The organism is Bradyrhizobium sp. HKCCYLS3070, from assembly GCF_051167575.1.
GTDB lineage: Bacteria > Pseudomonadota > Alphaproteobacteria > Rhizobiales > Xanthobacteraceae > Bradyrhizobium.
Window position 1 is genome coordinate 391,169 of record NZ_JBNPTI010000004.1, and the last position, 17,194, is coordinate 408,362.

15 protein-coding genes are annotated in these 17,194 nt (G+C 64.5%); 6 read left to right on the plus strand and 9 right to left on the minus strand.

Translation table 11 applies throughout. The annotated features are described in order from the left end of the window. Nucleotides 1-526 precede the first annotated feature (526 nt). From ACQR03_RS16880 to ACQR03_RS16915, 8 genes are all read right to left on the minus strand, one after another. Complete coding sequence (locus tag ACQR03_RS16880) at nt 527-1,174, minus strand: nitroreductase (RefSeq protein WP_316172756.1); 648 nt, start codon at nt 1,172-1,174, stop codon at nt 527-529. A gap of 174 nt (nt 1,175-1,348) precedes the next feature. Next, nucleotides 1,349-2,596 carry an acyl-CoA dehydrogenase gene (locus tag ACQR03_RS16885; protein ID WP_316167346.1) on the minus strand — a complete coding sequence of 416 codons (1,248 nt, stop codon included), beginning with the start codon at nt 2,594-2,596 and terminating at the stop codon, nt 1,349-1,351. A gap of 123 nt (nt 2,597-2,719) precedes the next feature. Then, nucleotides 2,720-3,964, minus strand: coding sequence for an acyl-CoA dehydrogenase (locus tag ACQR03_RS16890; RefSeq protein WP_315825935.1), 1,245 nt, complete (start codon nt 3,962-3,964; stop codon nt 2,720-2,722). A 156-nt stretch (nt 3,965-4,120) separates the two neighbouring features. Further along, nucleotides 4,121-5,248, minus strand: coding sequence for an acyl-CoA dehydrogenase family protein (locus ACQR03_RS16895; RefSeq protein WP_315825934.1), 1,128 nt, complete (start codon nt 5,246-5,248; stop codon nt 4,121-4,123). A 135-nt stretch (nt 5,249-5,383) separates the two neighbouring features. Further along, nucleotides 5,384-7,252: an AMP-binding protein gene (locus ACQR03_RS16900; protein WP_316172693.1), complete on the minus strand. Its 1,869-nt coding sequence runs from the start codon at nt 7,250-7,252 to the stop codon at nt 5,384-5,386. Nucleotides 7,253-7,293: 41 nt separating this feature from the next. Continuing rightward, nucleotides 7,294-8,100, minus strand: a complete 807-nt coding sequence (locus ACQR03_RS16905; RefSeq protein ID WP_316167344.1) for an enoyl-CoA hydratase/isomerase family protein — start codon at nt 8,098-8,100, stop codon at nt 7,294-7,296. 154 nt (nt 8,101-8,254) lie between these two features. After that, a complete protein-coding gene (locus tag ACQR03_RS16910; RefSeq protein WP_315825931.1) occupies nt 8,255-9,013 on the minus strand; it encodes an SDR family NAD(P)-dependent oxidoreductase in 759 nt (252 codons plus the stop codon). Nucleotides 9,014-9,095: 82 nt separating this feature from the next. Next, nucleotides 9,096-9,755 (minus strand): TetR family transcriptional regulator, encoded by a 660-nt coding sequence (locus ACQR03_RS16915; RefSeq protein WP_315825930.1) that lies wholly within the window; start codon nt 9,753-9,755, stop codon nt 9,096-9,098. 138 nt (nt 9,756-9,893) lie between these two features. Here ACQR03_RS16915 and ACQR03_RS16920 point away from each other — a divergent pair, with 138 nt between their 5' ends. The 4 genes from ACQR03_RS16920 to ACQR03_RS16935 all read left to right on the plus strand — a co-directional run bounded on the left by ACQR03_RS16920 (nt 9,894) and on the right by ACQR03_RS16935 (nt 14,579). Continuing rightward, nucleotides 9,894-11,066 (plus strand): acetyl-CoA C-acetyltransferase, encoded by a 1,173-nt coding sequence (locus tag ACQR03_RS16920; RefSeq protein WP_315825929.1) that lies wholly within the window; start codon nt 9,894-9,896, stop codon nt 11,064-11,066. 169 nt (nt 11,067-11,235) lie between these two features. Further along, complete coding sequence (locus ACQR03_RS16925; RefSeq protein ID WP_316172694.1) at nt 11,236-12,774, plus strand: acyl-CoA synthetase; 1,539 nt, start codon at nt 11,236-11,238, stop codon at nt 12,772-12,774. Between the two features lie 252 nt (nt 12,775-13,026). Beyond that, nucleotides 13,027-14,097, plus strand: a complete 1,071-nt coding sequence (locus tag ACQR03_RS16930) for an alpha/beta fold hydrolase (RefSeq protein ID WP_315714359.1) — start codon at nt 13,027-13,029, stop codon at nt 14,095-14,097. A 95-nt stretch (nt 14,098-14,192) separates the two neighbouring features. Next, nucleotides 14,193-14,579 carry a hypothetical protein gene (locus ACQR03_RS16935; protein ID WP_434841746.1) on the plus strand — a complete coding sequence of 129 codons (387 nt, stop codon included), beginning with the start codon at nt 14,193-14,195 and terminating at the stop codon, nt 14,577-14,579. 73 nt (nt 14,580-14,652) lie between these two features. Here the strand turns inward: ACQR03_RS16935 and ACQR03_RS16940 are convergent, their stop codons facing one another. Continuing rightward, entirely contained in the window at nt 14,653-15,375 is a 723-nt protein-coding gene (locus ACQR03_RS16940) for a hypothetical protein (RefSeq protein ID WP_315713730.1), read from the minus strand. Between the two features lie 202 nt (nt 15,376-15,577). Between ACQR03_RS16940 and mbfA the strand changes: the two genes are divergently transcribed. Together mbfA and ACQR03_RS16950 are read left to right on the plus strand one after the other, a co-directional pair. Next, nucleotides 15,578-16,549: an iron exporter MbfA gene (gene mbfA / locus ACQR03_RS16945; RefSeq protein ID WP_315713729.1), complete on the plus strand. Its 972-nt coding sequence runs from the start codon at nt 15,578-15,580 to the stop codon at nt 16,547-16,549. A gap of 78 nt (nt 16,550-16,627) precedes the next feature. Beyond that, complete coding sequence (locus tag ACQR03_RS16950; RefSeq protein WP_316167340.1) at nt 16,628-17,158, plus strand: cytochrome b; 531 nt, start codon at nt 16,628-16,630, stop codon at nt 17,156-17,158. Nucleotides 17,159-17,194: the final 36 nt, after the last annotated feature.

The window sequence follows — 17,194 nt, forward strand, 5'->3', positions numbered from 1 at the left end:
GTTCATGGAATCCATCGCTGACACTTCAGGTTTTGAGCCGTGACTGAACCTTCAATCGAGAAGATCATCGAGCGTCTGCAATTTTGCATCGTTGACGCTCGGGCGATGCAACTCAAAATGTTAGAGAGAATTTTGTCAATATCATTGCTTGAAGCCCACGAGCTGAAGGAAAAGTGCGCGCCCAATTCGACCAACAGCAGCCATTAGCGCTCCTGCACCGACTCTCGCAACACGTCCGGTCCTGCAGCGGCGCGTCTCGACTGGTGCATCGCAGACACAAACTGTTGATTTCAGGGCGGCTTTCGATGTGAAGGTCGGACAGGAGAGCACGAGCATCGTTGCCGAAACGCGCTCGCCGAACGTGGACGACACCTCGGCAAAATCATGGCGCCGCCGCCGGAGCTGCTCCCTGTTCAGCAAACTCGGTTTACAAAAATGGACTCGTGGGGCGTCTCGCCCCTCCGGAGTCCCGGATAACGGAACTCCGCCGGCAACAAATACGCGCGTGCGACCGACGGACGGGAAGTCATTCGTCGTGAAAGCGGACCGTTTCGGCGACCGTGGCGCGGCTGGTGCGGTAGGAGTTGGCCTTGTCACCGAGATCGGGACAACCGAACGAGATGCCGCAGACCACCTTGCGGTCGGCGCCAAGCCCGAAGTGCTGCCGCACCACGTCGGAGTGAAACGCGAGCGCCGCCTGCGGCACGGTGGCAATGCCGAGCGCCTGCGCCGCCAGCATGAAGCTCGTGACGTAGCCGCCGCAATCGATCGCGCCATAGGTGCCGAGCGCCTCGTCGCTGTGGATGACCGCCACATGCGGCGCGCCGAAGAAATTGTAGTTCTCCAGCGCCTGCCGGGCATAACCCGCCTTGTCGCCGCGCGGGATGTCGAGCGCGTTGTAGAGCTGGAAACCGCTCTCGCGCCGCCGTTCCAGATAAACGCCGGTGTATTCGCGCGGGAAAGGAAAGTCGCCCGACGCCGCCTTGCCGCTGGAGGCCGCCGCATACATCACCTTCCGGAAAGCCTCGGTCGCCGCACCAGAGGTGATCTCGACACGCCACGGCTGGCTGTTGCACCAGGACGCAGTTTTTTGCGCCGCCGTCAGGATGCGCTCGATGGTCGCGCGCGGCACGGGCTCGGGCCGGAACCTGCGGCAGGAGAAGCGCGCGGCCATCAGCTCTTCGAGAATGGTGATGGGATCCTGCTCTGACTTTGGCGCCGCAGATGACATGACAACCTTCCGTACGACCGGCGACGCTCGCTTTGTGCTCGCCCTCCACCCCCCGTCTTTCCGGACCGGTCGCCACAGCGACCGCCCCCGGAAGACGGCCGTCGTGATGCCGTCGGATCAGCTGCGCCCCTTGGTCGGCACCTTGTTGAACGGCACGTCCTTGTCGACCCGGATGTCACCGGGCAGACCGAGCACGCGCTCGGCGATGATGTTGCGCAAGATCTCGTCGGTGCCGCCGGCGATGCGCATCGAGGGCGAGGTCAGCAGCATCTGCTGAAACTGGCCCTGCGTCACCGTCTCGTCCGCGCCGGTCAGCACGCCAGCGCCGCCTTCGAGATCCATCGCGTAGGTTGCGATATCCTGCAGCATGACGCCGGCGACCAGCTTGCCGATGGAATTCTCAGGTCCGGGCCGCTCGCCCTTGGACAGCGCCGAGATCGCGCGGTAGCTCGTGTATTTCAGCCCGCTGGCCTTGACCGCCCACGACGCCAGTTTCGAGCGCGTGGCGCGATCGTCGATGGCGAGTCCGCTCTCGGTCATCAGATTGGCGCAGAACTCGAACATCTCCGGGAAGCCGGTGGCGAGCCGCGCGCCGATCGACATGCGCTCGTTCATCAAGGTGGTCAGCGACACGTTCCAGCCGTCGCCGACCGCGCCAAGGCGCTGCGAGTCCGGGATCACGACGTCGGTGAAATAGACCTCGTTGAACTCCTGCATACCGTTGGCCTGCTTGATCGGGCGGACCTCGACGCCCGGGCTCTTCATGTCCAGGAAGAACATCGTCAGGCCCTTGTGCTTGGGCACATTGGGATCGGTGCGCGTGATCAGCAGGCCGTAATCCGAGTAGTGCGCCCCCGACGTCCAGATCTTCTGGCCGTTGATGAGCCAGTCGTCGCCGCGCTTCTCGGCGCGGGTGCGCAGGCCAGCGACATCGGAGCCGCCGGCGGGCTCGGAGAACAGCTGGCACCAGATCTCCTCGCCGGAAGCGAGCTTCGGCAGATAGCGCCGCTTGTGCTCTTCGCTGCCATAGGCCATCACGGTCGGGCCGCACATGCCCTCGCCGATCTGGAACGGCTGCGTCAGCTTGCCATAGACGCCCTCCTCCTGCTGCCAGATCACCCGCTCGATCGGCGTCGCGCCGCGGCCGCCATACTCCTTCGGCCAGTGCAGGCAGGCCCAGCCGGCATCGGATTTCTTCTTCTGCCAGGCCTTGCCGACCTCGACGATGTCGGCGTGCTTGAGCCGGATGCGGCCGAGCGAGGAGCTCGCGAGCTCCTCCTCCAGCTCCCTCGGCGCGTTGGCCGCGATCCAAGCGCGCGCGGTGTCGCGAAAAGCGGCTTCCTGCGGGGTGTCGTCAAAGTTCATGCCTGACCCTCACTTGATATGCGTAGGGCGGGGGTTGGCCGAAGGCGTAACCCGCCACTTGATCAGCGTTGTACGAGCTAGCGGCGGGTTACGCTGCGCTAACCCGCCCTACGACTGCACTTGTTAGCTTCGTCCCTTGGTCGGAACCTGGTTGAACGGCAGGTCCTTGTCGACGCGGATGTCGCCAGGAAGACCCAGCACGCGCTCCGCGATGATGTTGCGCATGATCTCGTCGGTGCCGCCTTCGACGCGGGTGCCGGGCGCGCGCAGCAGCATCGCCTGGAATTTTCCGGCGAGCTCGGCCTCGGGACCGCTGAGCACGCCGGCGGCGCCCTGCAGGTCGAGCGCGTAGGTCGCGACGTCCTGGATCATCGGTCCTGCGACCAGTTTACCGATCGAGTTCTCAGGTCCCGGCCGCTCGCCCTTCGACAGCGCCGAGATGGCGCGGATGCTGGTGTATTTCAGCCCGCTCGCCTTCACCGCCCAACTCGCGAGCTTCGAGCGCACGTTGCGGTCCTCGATCGCGGGACGATCGTCCAGCATCAGGTTGGAGCAGAAGTCGAACAGCTCCGGGAAGCCGGTGGCGACGCCGGCGCCGATCGACATGCGTTCGTTCATCAAGGTGGTGAGCGCGACGTTCCAGCCGTCATTGACCGCGCCGAGACGCTGCGAGTCCGGGATCACGACGTCAGTGAAATAGACCTCGTTGAAATCCGAGTGCCCGCTCGCCTGCTTGATCGGCCGGACCTCGACACCCGGGCTCTTCATGTCCAGGAAGAACATGGTGAGGCCCTTGTGCTTCGGCACCGTCGGATCGGTACGCGTCAGCAGGATGCCGTAGTCGGAATAATGCGCGCCCGAGGTCCAGATCTTCTGGCCGTTGATCACCCAGTCGTCGCCGCGCTTCTCGGCGCGGGTGCGCAGGCCGGCGACGTCGGAGCCACCGGCCGGCTCGGAGAACAGCTGGCACCACACCTTCTCGCCCGAGGCCAGCGGCGGCAGATACTCTCTCTTATGCTGCTCGGAGGCATAGGCCATCATCGTCGGGCCGCACATGCCGTGGCCGATGATGAACATGCCGGACAGCTTGCCGTAGGGCCCCTCCTCCTGCTGCCAGATCACGCGCTCGATGGGTGAGGACCCGCGACCGCCATATTCCTTTGGCCAGTGCAAGCAGGCCCAGCCGGCCTCGGCCTTCTTCTTCTGCCAGGCCTTGGCGACGTCGAGAATGCTGGCGTTCTTCAGCGCGGTGCGGCCAAGCGAGGACGCGCGCAGTTCGTCCTCGTACTGCTTCGGCGCATTGGCGGCGATCCACGCGCGCGCCTCGGCGCGAAACGCGGCCTCCTGCGGAGTGTCATCGAAGTTCATGAGAATTCCTTTCAGATCGTCATTCCGGACGACCCGCAACGCGGGTCGATCCGGAATCCAGAGGTGAGTCATCTCGAGATTCCGGGTTCGCTCACTCCGCGCAAAATGGCATGGTCATTTTGTCGCGCGCGAGCGCCCCGGAATGACGGGCTTGGGTCACGCCGCATTGCGCTTGCGCATGCGGTCGATCAGTTGGTCTTCCCAGTAAGAGAGGCTGCCGAGGCCGAGCGCGAGCGCGTTGGCGCGTCGGTAGTACATGTGACAGTCGAACTCCCAGGTGAAGCCCATGCCGCCATGGACCTGGATGTTGTTCTTGGCGCAGTGTTGAAAGGCTTGCGTCGCGCTGATGCGCGCTGAGGCCGCGGCCTCCGGCAATTCCGGCGCATTGGTCGAGAGCGCCCAGGCGCCATAATAGGAGTTGGAGCGCGCCAAGGTCGCCGAGACGTACATGTCGGCCAGCATGTGCTTGACCGCCTGGAACGAGCCGATCGGACGGCCAAAGGCGATCCGGTCGAGCGCGTAGTCGCGGCCCATCTCCAGCGCGCGGTCGGAGCCGCCAACCTGCTCGAACGCCGTCAGCACCGCGGCGCGATCGAGCACCTGGGTGATGATGCTCCAACCCTCGCCGGCGGCGCCGAGCGGCTCCGCCTTGCAGTTCTTGAAGGTGAGCTCGGCCTGGCCGCGCGTCGGATCGAGATTGGTCAGCGCCTTGGCTTCGACGCCGCCCGCCTTGGGGTCGACCAGGAACAGCGAGATGTCGCCGTCGCGGCCGGTCGAGCCGGTACGCGCGGCAACGATGATGAGATCGGCGATGGCGCCGTCGGCGACCGGCTTCTTGGTGCCGTTGAGCACGCCGTTGGCGGCCTCACACTTGATCGCTTTGGGCGACGGATTGCCGGTGCCCTCGAACAACGCCAAGGTGCCGATCGCCTCGCCATTGGCGATCTTCGGCAGCCAGGCCTGCTTCTGCGCATCGCTGCCGGCCAGCATCAGGGCCTCCGCGGCAAGATACACGGTCGACGAGAACGGCACCGGCGCCAGCGCGCGGCCGACCTCTTCGGCGATCACGCAGAGCTCGAGATGACCGGCGCCCGCGCCGCCGTACTCCTCAGGAATGGCGACGCCGAGGAAGCCCATCTCGGCGAAGCCTTTCCACAGCGCTCGGTCATACGGCTCCTTGCCATCGAGCACGACACGCACCGCCTTGGGCGGACACTTCTCGGCGAGGAATTTCCGCGCCTGGTCCCGCAACTGCTTCTGGTCGTCGGAGAAATCGAAGTTCATGGCCTCACCTGCTTCCTGATCGTCATTCCGGGGCGATGCGCAGCATCGAACCCGGAATCTCGATCTGATTTATCTCTGGATTCCGGGTTCACTCGCTTCGCGAGTGCCCCGGAATGACGGTTTCAAAATGCGTCGTCACAGCACGATCACGTCGCTGTCGGGCTCGGCCGCGTAGAGCCGCTCGACCAGCGCGGCACGGCGTTCGAGACCGGCGCGCTGGTTGATGTAGCCCTTGTCGGTCAGCTCATGGCCGTCGATCGAGGGCGGCTCGACCATCAGCATGGCGCGGCCGATGCGCCGGCTGGTCGCGCCCTCGCACTCTTTATTATGGGCTTCGAGACCACGGCGGACGCAGTCGATGACGGCCGGATGCTTCACCACGTCCTCGAACGTCGCGTTGGGATCGCCGACCAACTGGCGGCAGGCGTGCAGATTGGGCCAGGCCAGGAGACCGACATATTCGCGGTCCTGCCCGGTCACCAGTGCATCGTGGATCGCCGGCGTTGCGGCTGCGATCGCATCGGTGCGAAGCGAGCCGACATGGACGAAGGTGCCTGTCGTGAGCTTGAAATCCTCGACCACGCGGCCGGCGAAGATGATGCCTTGCGCCGGGTCATTGGGATCGACGAACACGCCGGCATCGCCGATGCAGTAGAACCCTTCCTCGTCGAACGCCTTCTTCGTCAGCTCGGGCTGGCCGAAATAGCCGGGCATCACGTTGATGCCGCGCAGGCGCAGCTCGTATTTGTCGCCGGTCGGCACCATCTTCAGCTCGACGCCGGGGAACGGCAGGCCGATGAGCCCGACCCGCTCCGTGTTCCAATAGGTGCCGGTCGAGGTCGGCGCCGTCTCGGTCGAGCCCCATCCGGTGTAGAACACGATGCGCTCGCCGGTGGTCTTGACCGCCAGCGCCTGCATCCGCTCGTACAGATCGTCCGGCAGCCGCGCGCCGCCATAGGCCATGATGCCCAGATCCTTGAAGAAGGAGCGGCACAGCGCATCGTCCTTCTCCATCGCCGCCGCCAGCGCCGCATAGCCGGCGGGCACATTGGCGTAATAGGTCGGCGACACCTCGCGCAGGTTCCGGATGGTCTCGTCGAACATGCCGGGCATCGGCCGGCCGTCGTCGATGTAGAGCGTGCCGCCCTCGATCAAGAGCGGATTGAACAGCGCATTGCCGCCCATGGTGTGATTCCATGGCATCCAGTCGAGCACCGTCGAGATCGGCGCATCAGGCCCGCGCGGCCGCGTCTGCATCATCATCGCTGCATTGGCGCACATCATGCGCTGGGTGTTGATGACCGCCTTGGGCATGCCGGTCGAGCCGGAGGTGAACAGGAGCTTGCCGACCGTGTCCGGTGTGATCTGCGCAATCGACGCGTCGACCGCGCCGGTGACCGGCGTCGCGGCGAGATCAGCGAAGCTGATGCTCGCAATGCCCTCGCACGGACGCGCGACATGAACGACGGTGACGCCGTCGAGATCGAGCGCCTTGAGCGCCTTCTCGAAGGTCGGGCCGTCCTGCACCATGACCACGCCCGGCTTCACGAGGCCGAACAGATATTTGAGCTTGAGATGATCGTGGCTCATCAGGGAATAGGCCGGCGACACCGGAGCGGCCGGCGAACGGGCCTGCATCGCGGCCATGGTGATGAGCGCATGCTCGATCGAATTGCCGGAGAGGATGGCGACGGGGCGGCCGTCCAGCTTCAAATCGAGCAGGCCCTGCGTCAGCCCATCGACGGTGCGCTTGGCCTCGGCATAGGACAGCTTGCGCCATTGCCGCTCGGCTCCGCTGCGTTGCGCGAGCCAGGTCCGCGTCGGCGCCTCCTTAGCCCAGCGGGCGAGCGGCGCCGCCAAATGCGGCTCATAGGCCTGCAGCGGAATGCGCGATTTGATGACGATGACGCCGTCACCGCGTCTCTCGATATCGATGTCGCGCGCCAGCCAGTTGACCTTGCGGAATGCCGGCTTCTCCAACACCTTCGCTGCCGTCCCGTCCATTTTGCGTCTCCCGAAATATCGTCCTTTGCGGATCTTGATATCTAGCGGTTGGTATAGACCGGCTTGCGCTTCTCGAGGAAGGCTTGAATGCCCTCCTTGAAATCCTCCGAGCGGCTGCACAGCACCTGGTTGCGATCTTCCATCGCGATGACGGCTTCGATCGACGACGCATCGACGCTCATGTTGAGACATTCCTTTGAGAGTCGAAGTCCGACCGGCGAGGCCGTCATCATCGCATCGACGAAGGGCGCAGCCGCGCCCTCGAGCATATCGTCCTCGACGATTTCCGACACCAGCCCGACCATGAGCGCGCGCTCGGCTCCGATGAAGCGGCCGGTGAGGATCAGCTCCGATGCGACGGAGACGCCGACGAGGCGCGGCAGGAAATAGCTGGTGCCGATGTCGCAGCCCCCTAAGCCAAGCTTGATGAAGGCACAGTTCATCCGCGCCGAGCGGCTGGCGATGCGGATATCGGCCGCGAGCGCCAACGCAAAGCCGCCGCCGGCGGCTGCGCCCTGCACCAGCGCAATGATCGGCTGCGGGCAACGCCGCATCAGCATCACGATGTCGGCGATGCGGCGCTGCGAGTCCAGCGACTCGGTCACGCTGGGCGGCTCATTGACGCCGCCGCGCCGCTGCATCGCGGCCTTCAGATCGAGCCCCGCGCAGAAGTTCTTGCCGGCACCCTTGAGCACGACGACTCGCGTGGTGCGATTGCGCTGCAGGCTTTCGAAATAAGTGTTGAGCGCGTCGATCAGCGCCGGGTCGAGCGCGTTCAGGCTCTCCGGGCGATTGAGCGTCACCCGGTCGACGCCATTGTCGTGTTCGATCAGCAGCGGTTGGGACATGGCGCGCGCTCCACCCTCAGTGTCATCCCGGCGAACGCCGGGATCCATAGCCACCGGCTTGATTGGTAAGAGTGCGGCGTCTGCCAGTCTGCCTATCACAGACGCCGCGGAGTATGGGTCCCCGCGTTCGCGGGGACGACGGCGGAGGTTGCCGTCAGCGCGGGGCCATGCGGATGGCGCCGTCGAGGCGGATGGTTTCGCCGTTCAGCATCGGGTTCTCGACGATGTGGACGGCGAGGTTACCGTACTCGGAGGCGTCGCCGAGCCGGGCCGGATGCGGCACCTGGGCGCCCAGGCTCTTGCGCGCTTCTTCGTTCAGTCCCATCAGCAGCGGTGTCAGGAACAGGCCGGGCGCGATGGTGTTGACGCGGATTTTCTGGCTGGCGAGATCGCGCGCAGCGGGCAGGGTCAGGCCGACGACGCCGCCCTTCGAGGCCGAATAGGCGATCTGGCCGATCTGGCCTTCATAGGCCGCGACGCTGGCGGTGTTGATGATGACGCCACGCTCCTCGCCGACCGGCTCGGCGGTGACGAGGCGCTCGGCAAACAGCCGCAGCACGTTGAAGGTGCCGATCAGGTTGACGTTGATGATGCGCGCGAACTTGGCGAGCGGATAGACGCCGTCCTTGCCGACGATGCGCTGCGAGCCGCCGATGCCGGCGCAATTCACCAGCACGCGGGCGATGCCGTGGGCCGCCTCGGCCTTGGCGAGGCCGGCCTTGACCTGATCCTCATTGGTGACGTCGGCATGCAGCGCGACGCCCTTGATCTCGGCGGCGATCTTCTCGGCGTTTTCCAGGCTCTGATCGAGCACGGCCACCTTGGCCCCCTTGGCCGCCATGGCGCGCGCCGTAGCTGCGCCGAGACCCGAGCCACCGCCGGTGATGAGAACGGCAACGTTGTTCAACTGCATGTCAGGTTTCCTCCCTAGACGTTTTTGCTTGCGAATAGCGAATAGGGAGTAGCGAATAGAGGCTTCCCCCATTCGCGACTCCCTATTCGCCACTCGCCCGTTTCAATATTCCACCGCAGATCAGCGCCTCCATATGGGCGATGTACTGACGGCAGACATCATCGGTGACCGGGCCGACGCCGATCGCGCGCGACATCGCGTGGCGGCCGAAGAACAGGTGATCGCAGGCGCCGATCAGGCTGGTGTAGAACAGCACCGGATCGACGGCGCGAAACTCGCCCCTGGCGACGCCCTCCTCGATGAGCCGGCGATGGAAATCGAGCAGCGGCGCCACGAAGAACTTCGACACTTCGTCGGCCGCCTCCGCGCTGCTCTCATGCAGCAGATAATGGATCAGCCGGTTCATGTAGGGAAACCGGTGATAGGCGCGGATGATGCCGCTGATGTGCAGCTTCAGCTTCGCCGTCGGCGGCAGCGGCTGCGCCAGGAGATATTCGAGATTGGCCACCTCGGTCGCCGCGTCGCGGGCGAGCAGCGCCAGCAGCAGGCCGTCCTTGTTGCCGAAATGATATTTCACCAGCGCTGCATTAGAGCCGGACTTCTGCGCGATGTCGCTGAGCGAGATTTCGATCGAGGACCTCGCGATCATCAGCTCGCTGGCGGCGTCCAGCAGCTTCTCCGCCGTCGCATTCCGCCCCGCGGGAAGTTTCTCTGGCACGCTGTTGTGAAGCTGAGGTCCCAAGACATGTCTCGCGCTTGATCGAGGCAGATAAGCCGAAGCCGGAGTTGATCTCAAGAGTTAATTGATCGATTGACTAACGCTCGATCGGGCATTTAAATCGCCGCCAATCACGAACACCAAGTCTAGGGAGGATACGTCATGGCGGAAGCCTACATCGTCGCGGCCGCACGCACGGCCGGCGGCCGCAAGGGAGGACGGCTGGCCGGCTGGCATCCGGCCGACCTCGCGGCGAAGGTGCTGGACGCGCTGGTCGATCGCTCCGGCGCCGCGCCGGACCAGGTCGAGGACGTGATCATGGGCTGCGTGATGCAAACCGGCGAGCAATCGAACAACATCGCGCGCAATGCGGTGATGGCCTCGAAGCTGCCGGAGAGCGTGCCGGGCACCTCGATCGACCGGCAGTGCGGCTCGTCGCAGCAGGCGCTGCATTTCGCCGCGCAGGCAGTGATGTCGGGCGCGATGGATGTCGTGATCGCCGCCGGCGTGGAGTCGATGACCCGGGTGCCGATGGGTCTCTCCTCCACGCTTCCGGCGAAGAACGGCTTCGGGCACTACAAGAGCCCTGGCATCGAGAGCCGCTATCCGAACATCCAGTTCAGCCAGTTCACCGGCGCGGAAATGATGGCGGAGAAGTACGGTCTCTCCAAGGATGAACTCGACGAATATGCCTATAACAGCCATCAGCGCGCGATTGCCGCCACGCAGGCAGGCCACTTCAAGGACGAGATCATCCCGCTCGAGATCACCCGTGCCGACGGCTCGACCGACACCCACCACATCGACGAGGGCATCCGCTTCGACGTCAGCCTCGACGGCATCAAGAGCGTCAAGCTGATCGCCGAGAACGGCAAGCTGACGGCGGCCACGGCCAGCCAGATCTGCGACGGCGCGTCCGGCGTCATGGTCGTCAACGAGCGCGGCCTGAAGTCGCTCGGCGTCAAGCCGCTGGCCCGCGTCCATCACATGACCATGATGGGCGGCGACCCCGTCATCATGCTGGAGGCGCCGCTCCCGGCGACGCAGCGCGCGCTGCAGAAGGCCGGCATGTCGATCGACGAGATCGATCTCTATGAGGTCAACGAGGCGTTCGCTTCCGTGCCGACCGCCTGGCTGAAGACCATCGGCGCCGATCCGAACCGCCTCAACGTCAATGGCGGCGCGATCGCGCTCGGCCATCCGCTCGGCGGCTCCGGCACCAAGCTGATGACCACGCTGCTGCATGCGCTGAAGGCCCGCAACAAGCGCTATGGGTTGCAGACGATGTGCGAAGGCGGCGGCATGGCGAATGTGACGATCGTGGAGCGGCTGTAGATCGCGCAACAACAACGGTGTCGTCCCCGCGAACGCGGGGACCCATAACCACCGCGCTACGTTTTGCGCGAGCTGTTGCGGCAGCTCGTTATCACCACAGGATCCTGTGGTTATGGGTCCCGGCGCGAGGCCGGGACGACACCTTGTTCCTGATCAGCGGTGAGCTCTCATGACCCACCCCTCCATTCACGCCCGCAGCCATCCCGACAAGATCGCCTATCAGATGGCCGGCACCGGCAAGGCCATCACCTATCGCGAGCTCGACGAGCTCTCGAACCAGGGCGCTCATCTATTCCGTGCGCTGGGGCTCAAGGCCGGCGACCATATCGCCTTCCTGATGGAGAATCGGCTGGCGTTCATGGAAATCGCCTGGGCGGCGCAGCGCTCCGGCCTGTACTACACCGCGATCAGCCGCTATCTCACCAAGGACGAGATCGCCTACATCATCAGGGATTGCGGCGCCAAGGTCTTCATCACCTCGCCGAAATGCGCCGAGCAGGTGCGCGATCTCGCGACGGCCAAGGACGGCCCGCTGTTCTTCATGATCGACGAGCCCGAGCCCGGCTTCCGCTCCTGGGACAAGGAGGCCGGCGCCCAGCCCAAGACGCCGATCGCCGATCAGGTCGCCGGCTACGACATGCTGTATTCGTCGGGCACCACCGGACGGCCGAAGGGCATCAAGAAGGATTTCGAAGGCAATCCGATCGATCAGCCGAACCAGTTCCTGCGCGTGCTGTGCGCCGACATGTGCGGCATGAATGCCGAGAGCACCTATCTGTCGCCGGCGCCGCTCTATCATGCAGCTCCCTTGCGCTTCAACATGATGGTATCAGTGCTCGGCGGCACCTCGATCATCATGGAGCATTTCGACGCCGAAGACTTCCTGAAGCTGGTCGAGAAGTACAAGGTCACGCAGTCGCAGCTTGTGCCGACCATGTTCGTGCGCATGCTGAAACTGCCGGAGGACGTGCGCAAGCGCTACGACGTGTCGACCCTGAAGGGCGCGATCCATGCCGCTGCGCCCTGCCCGGTCGACGTCAAGGCCAGGATGATCGAGTGGTGGGGTCCGATCCTGATCGAGTATTATGCCGGCTCCGAAGGCAACGGCGTCACCGTCTGCACCTCGAAGCAGTGGCTGGAGCATCGTGGCAGCGTCGGACGCGCCGTTGTCGGCAAGATCAAGATCCTCGGCGAGAATGACGAGGAGCTGCCGACCGGCGAGATCGGCACGGTGTATTTCGCCGACGCGCCGGTGTTCTCCTATCACAACGATCCGGAGAAGACGAAGCGGGCCTACAACGACAAGGGCTGGTCGACGCTCGGCGACGTCGGCTATCTCGATGCCGACGGCTTCCTCTATCTGACCGACCGCAAGTCCTACATGATCATCTCCGGCGGCGTGAACATCTACCCGCAGGAGACCGAGGACGTCCTCATCACGCATCCCGACGTCGCCGATGTCGCCGTGTTCGGCGTGCCGAACGAGGAGATGGGCGAGGAGGTCAAGGCGGTGGTGCAGCCGCACGACATGGCGCGCGCCGGCAAGGCGTTCGAGGAGCAATTGATCCTGTTCTGCCGCCAGCATCTGTCGCCGATCAAGTGCCCACGCTCGATCGATTTCGAGCCGGAGCTTCCGCGTACGCCGACCGGCAAGCTGGTCAAGCGCCACCTGCGCGAACGCTACTGGCCGAAGAAGGGCGCGGCCTAGCTCCAATAACGGTAGCTGTCGTCCCGGCCTTGCGCCGGGACCCATAGCCACCGCAGCCGATGATGCGAAGGGTATAAGCTCCAGCTTGGCGCCACATGAGCGCCTGTGGTTATGGATCCCGGCTCGCGCTCGCTTCGCTCGCTTGGCCGGGACGACGCGAGGAGAGTGCACGCCATGTCCCAGTCCTTTCCCCCGCTTCCCCTCCCACCCACGATCCGGTCCCGCTTCGTCGACGGCATCAACGGCCTGCGCATGCACGTGCTCGAAGCTGGCTTCGAGACGCCCGGCCGTCCCTGTGTGCTGCTGCTACACGGCTTTCCCGAGCTGGCCTATAGCTGGCGCAAGGTGATGCCGGCGCTGGCCGCCGCCGGCTACCACGTGCTGGCGCCGGACCAGCGCGGCTATGGCCGCACCACAGGGTGGAGCGCCGACTATGACGGTGATCTCGCGCCGTTTCGCTTCACCAATCTGGTGCGCGATGCGCTCGGCGTGGTCTATGCATTCGGCCATCGCCATGTCGCGTCTGTCGTCGGCCACGACTTCGGCAGCCCCGTCGCGGCGTGGTGCGCGGTGATCCGCCCCGATGTCTTTCGATCGGTCGTGATGATGAGCGCACCGTTCCCGGGGCCACCCGCAGCACCGTTCGACATCGCCAGCCATCCCCTCGCGGCGCAGGAGGATCCCGTGCATCGCGAACTGGCTGCGCTGCCGCGTCCGCGCAAGCACTATCAATGGTACTACGCGACGCGGCAGGCCAATGCGGACATGCATCATCCCCCGCAGGGGCTGCATGAATTCCTGCGCGCCTATTACCATCACAAGAGCGCAGACTGGGCGGCCAACGCCCCTTCTCCTCTGCAGGCCTGGGACGCGGCCGAACTCGCCAAGCTACCGACCTACTACGTCATGGACCTCGACAAGACGATGGCCGAGACCGTCGCCGAGGAGATGCCGGATGCGGCGGCGATCGCGGCGAATCGCTGGCTGCCGGACCATGAGCTCGCGGTCTATACCGCCGAATATGAACGAAACGGCTTCCAGGGCGGGCTGCAATGGTACCGCTGCGGCACGTCTGGTCTATTCGACGCTGAATTGCAGACCTGGTCGGATCTCACGATCGACGTTCCGTCCGCATTCATCTCCGGCCTGCAAGACTGGGGCATCTACCAACGGCCCGGTGTGTTCGAAGCGATGCAGTCCCGAGTGTGCACCAACATGATCCTGTGCGAGCTGATCGATCGCGCCGGACATTGGGTGCAGCAGGAGCAACATGAACGAGTCAATGAGCTCCTGTTCACGTTCCTGAACAAATCGACAGCCTGATTTCGGACGCCGTTCCGACGTATTAGGCGAATCGAGGAACGAACATTCGGGGTTGACGTTTTTGCATCCGGGCAATGCGCATCAGGAGAAGATTTATGGATAAGAAGATCGCAGGCTTGTTGGGCGCGGTCGCCGCTGTCGGCGCGCTCGGCACGGCGCAGACGTCAGCGGCTCCGGCCCCGAGCGACGTGCTGAAGGCCAACTCCTACGCCGATCTGCTCGAGCCGATCCCGAATGCGGCCAAGGTGCTGCAGGCGCTCGACGAGCAGGCGCCGCCGGAGGCCGAACCGAAGGTGCAGCTGGCGCAGTGGTACCATCACCACCACCATCATCACCACCATCACCATGGCTACTGGCGCGGCTATGGCTACGGTCCTGGCTATGGGTACGGCTACGGCCCCCGGGTCTATGTGGTGCCGCGCCGGTACTACCATCACCACCACCATCATCACCATCACCACTGGTACTACGATCGCTACTGATCGTTGAGAGGTGAAAGCTCAGGGGGCGCCGACCGTGAGGTCGGCGCTCTTTCGTTTGAGGAAGACGGAAGCGTCAGGACTTGCGCGCCTTGTCCTTCGCCGCGCGATGCAGGTGGCGGTAGGTGCCGTCGAACACCGTGTCGGTGCTCGACACCCATTCGGTCTCCTTGGCGAGCACCGGACGGCTGGCGTGGATGCGGCGCGACTGCAACTCGCGCTCGGCCGCCTCGTCCGGAGTCATGGGCTCGACCGTGAAGTTTGCCTCCTCCGGAATCACGATCACCTGAGCGAACGGCTCGCCCGGACGGAAGATATGCGTCCGCCCTTCCGCGGGCGCCTTGAACACGCAGAAGAACAGCATCGGCCAGAAATTGCGCACCAACGCCGGCACCGCGATCGGGCAGGTATCGCTGCGGTCGGTATAGAAGCGCGGATGCGGCTCGGTCCGGATCGCGAAGCCGTTGGGCACCTTGAGATCGAGCAGGATCTGGTAGGTGTAGAAGGCATCGCCAAAATTGCGGAACGGCGGCCATTGCAGGCTCGGGCTCGGCGGCTCGCCCCAGTCGCCGGACAGCTCCAGCTTGCCGTCGCGCGTGGTGACGTGCAGCTCGAAGTCGTACGGATAAAATAGCTCGATGCCATATTGCGCACCTTCCGAGAATGGTACGCAATGCCAGACCTGCTCATGCGAGCCATTCGCTCGTGGCTGGCGTTCGCCTGCCCAGCCCGGGATATCCATCCGGGTGCGGCGCGGCGCCAACCCTGGATCGTTGAGCCGATATTTGACGCTATCCATGAGAACTCCTTAGGTGGCTGAGCGGAACGCGAACGACGGACTATCCTCGCAGTTCCATGACTGGAGCTTGAATGCGCTGTCACCAAAGGGTTTCGCGACCAATCAGCGGCCGGAGTTTGACCGCGGTGCGGCAAATCCATATAGACTTTAGAAACGTTCTAAACACTCGAATGTTGAGAGCGAGAGATCCGGGGACCTTGGAATGAAGAACTTCGCCGACCTCACCGAGCGCGAGATCCTGGCAATCGCGATCTCGGCCGAAGAGGAAGACGGCCGTATCTATATGAGCTTCGCGGAGGATCTGGCGGAACGTTATCCGGATTCAGCCAAGCTGTTCGAGCAGATGGCCGAGGAGGAGAAGGGCCACCGCCACATGCTGCTCGAACTCTATGAGGAGCGCTTCGGCAAGAACCTGCCGCCGATCCGGCGCGAGAACGTCAAGGGCTTCATGCAGCGCCGGCCGATCTGGCTGACCAAGAACCTGTCGCTCGACGCCATCCGCCGCGAGGTCGGCACGATGGAGTTCGAGGCCGAGCGCTTCTACGCCAAGGCGGCCGAGCAGGCCAAGGACGTCGGCGTGCGCCGGCTGCTCGGCGATCTCGCCGAGGCCGAGAAGGGCCACGAGAAGGTTGCGGCGAAACTGACCGACAAGATCCTCAGTCCGGATGTCCGGCACAAGGAGGACGAGACGCGGCGGCGCGTGTTCGTGCTGCAATATGTCCAGCCCGGTCTCGCCGGCCTGATGGACGGCTCGGTCTCGACGCTGGCGCCGCTGTTCGCCGCCGCCTTCGCCACGCATCAGAATTTCCAGACTTTCCTGGTCGGTCTGGCCGCTTCGATCGGCGCCGGCATCAGCATGGGCTTCGCCGAGGCGCTGTCCGACGACGGCTCGCTGACGGGCCGCGGCTCGCCGTGGCTGCGCGGCGCCGTGTGCGGCGCGATGACGACGCTCGGCGGACTGGGGCACACGATGCCCTATCTCGTCCCCGACTCCTGGACCAACGCGTTCTGGATCGCGACCGCGATCGCGAGCCTCGTCGTGTTCTTCGAGCTGTGGGCGATCGCCTACATCCGCGCGCGCTATATGGACACGCCGTTCCTGCAGGCGGTGTTCCAGATCGTGCTCGGCGGCATCATCGTGCTCGGCGTCGGAATTCTCATAGGAGCGGCCTAGCATCCGCACCCCGGCGTCTTGCCAACCGCTCAGCCGCGAGGCTGATGGCGCCGGACCGATCACAACGGAAAACTCGTCATGACGCCACGCCTGCATTACGGCACGCCCGCGAAGATCCTGCACTGGCTGGTGGTGGCGCTGCTCGCCATCCAGTATCCGATCGGCTGGCTGATGCCGGACCTGCATGCCAATACCCCCCCCGGCGCGCCGATGATCCTGCACATTTCATTCGGCCTCACCATTCTGGCATTGATCGCCGTGCGCTTCGTCTGGCGGCTCACCCATCCGGTCGCACCGGAGAGCTCGCTGCCGCCCTGGCAGCGGCTGAGCTCGGAGGTCGTGCACTGGATGCTCTATGTGATGGTGCTGGCGAGCACCATCACCGGCTGGCTGTTCGCCTCCTTCCGCGGCTGGAGCGTATCGTTCTTCTACCTGTTTCCATTGCCGATGCTGGCCGCGCGCAACCCGGCCGGTAACCGCGCCATCGACGGGCTGCACCAGGCCTCCGAATGGCTGCTGCTGATCCTGATCGTCGTTCACGTCGCCGCCGCACTCGCGCACGTCTTCATCTATCGCGACCGTGTCATGCAGCGGATGCTGCCGGGCTAGAATCCGCAATTTTGGTCAAGCGATCGCCATCCGCAT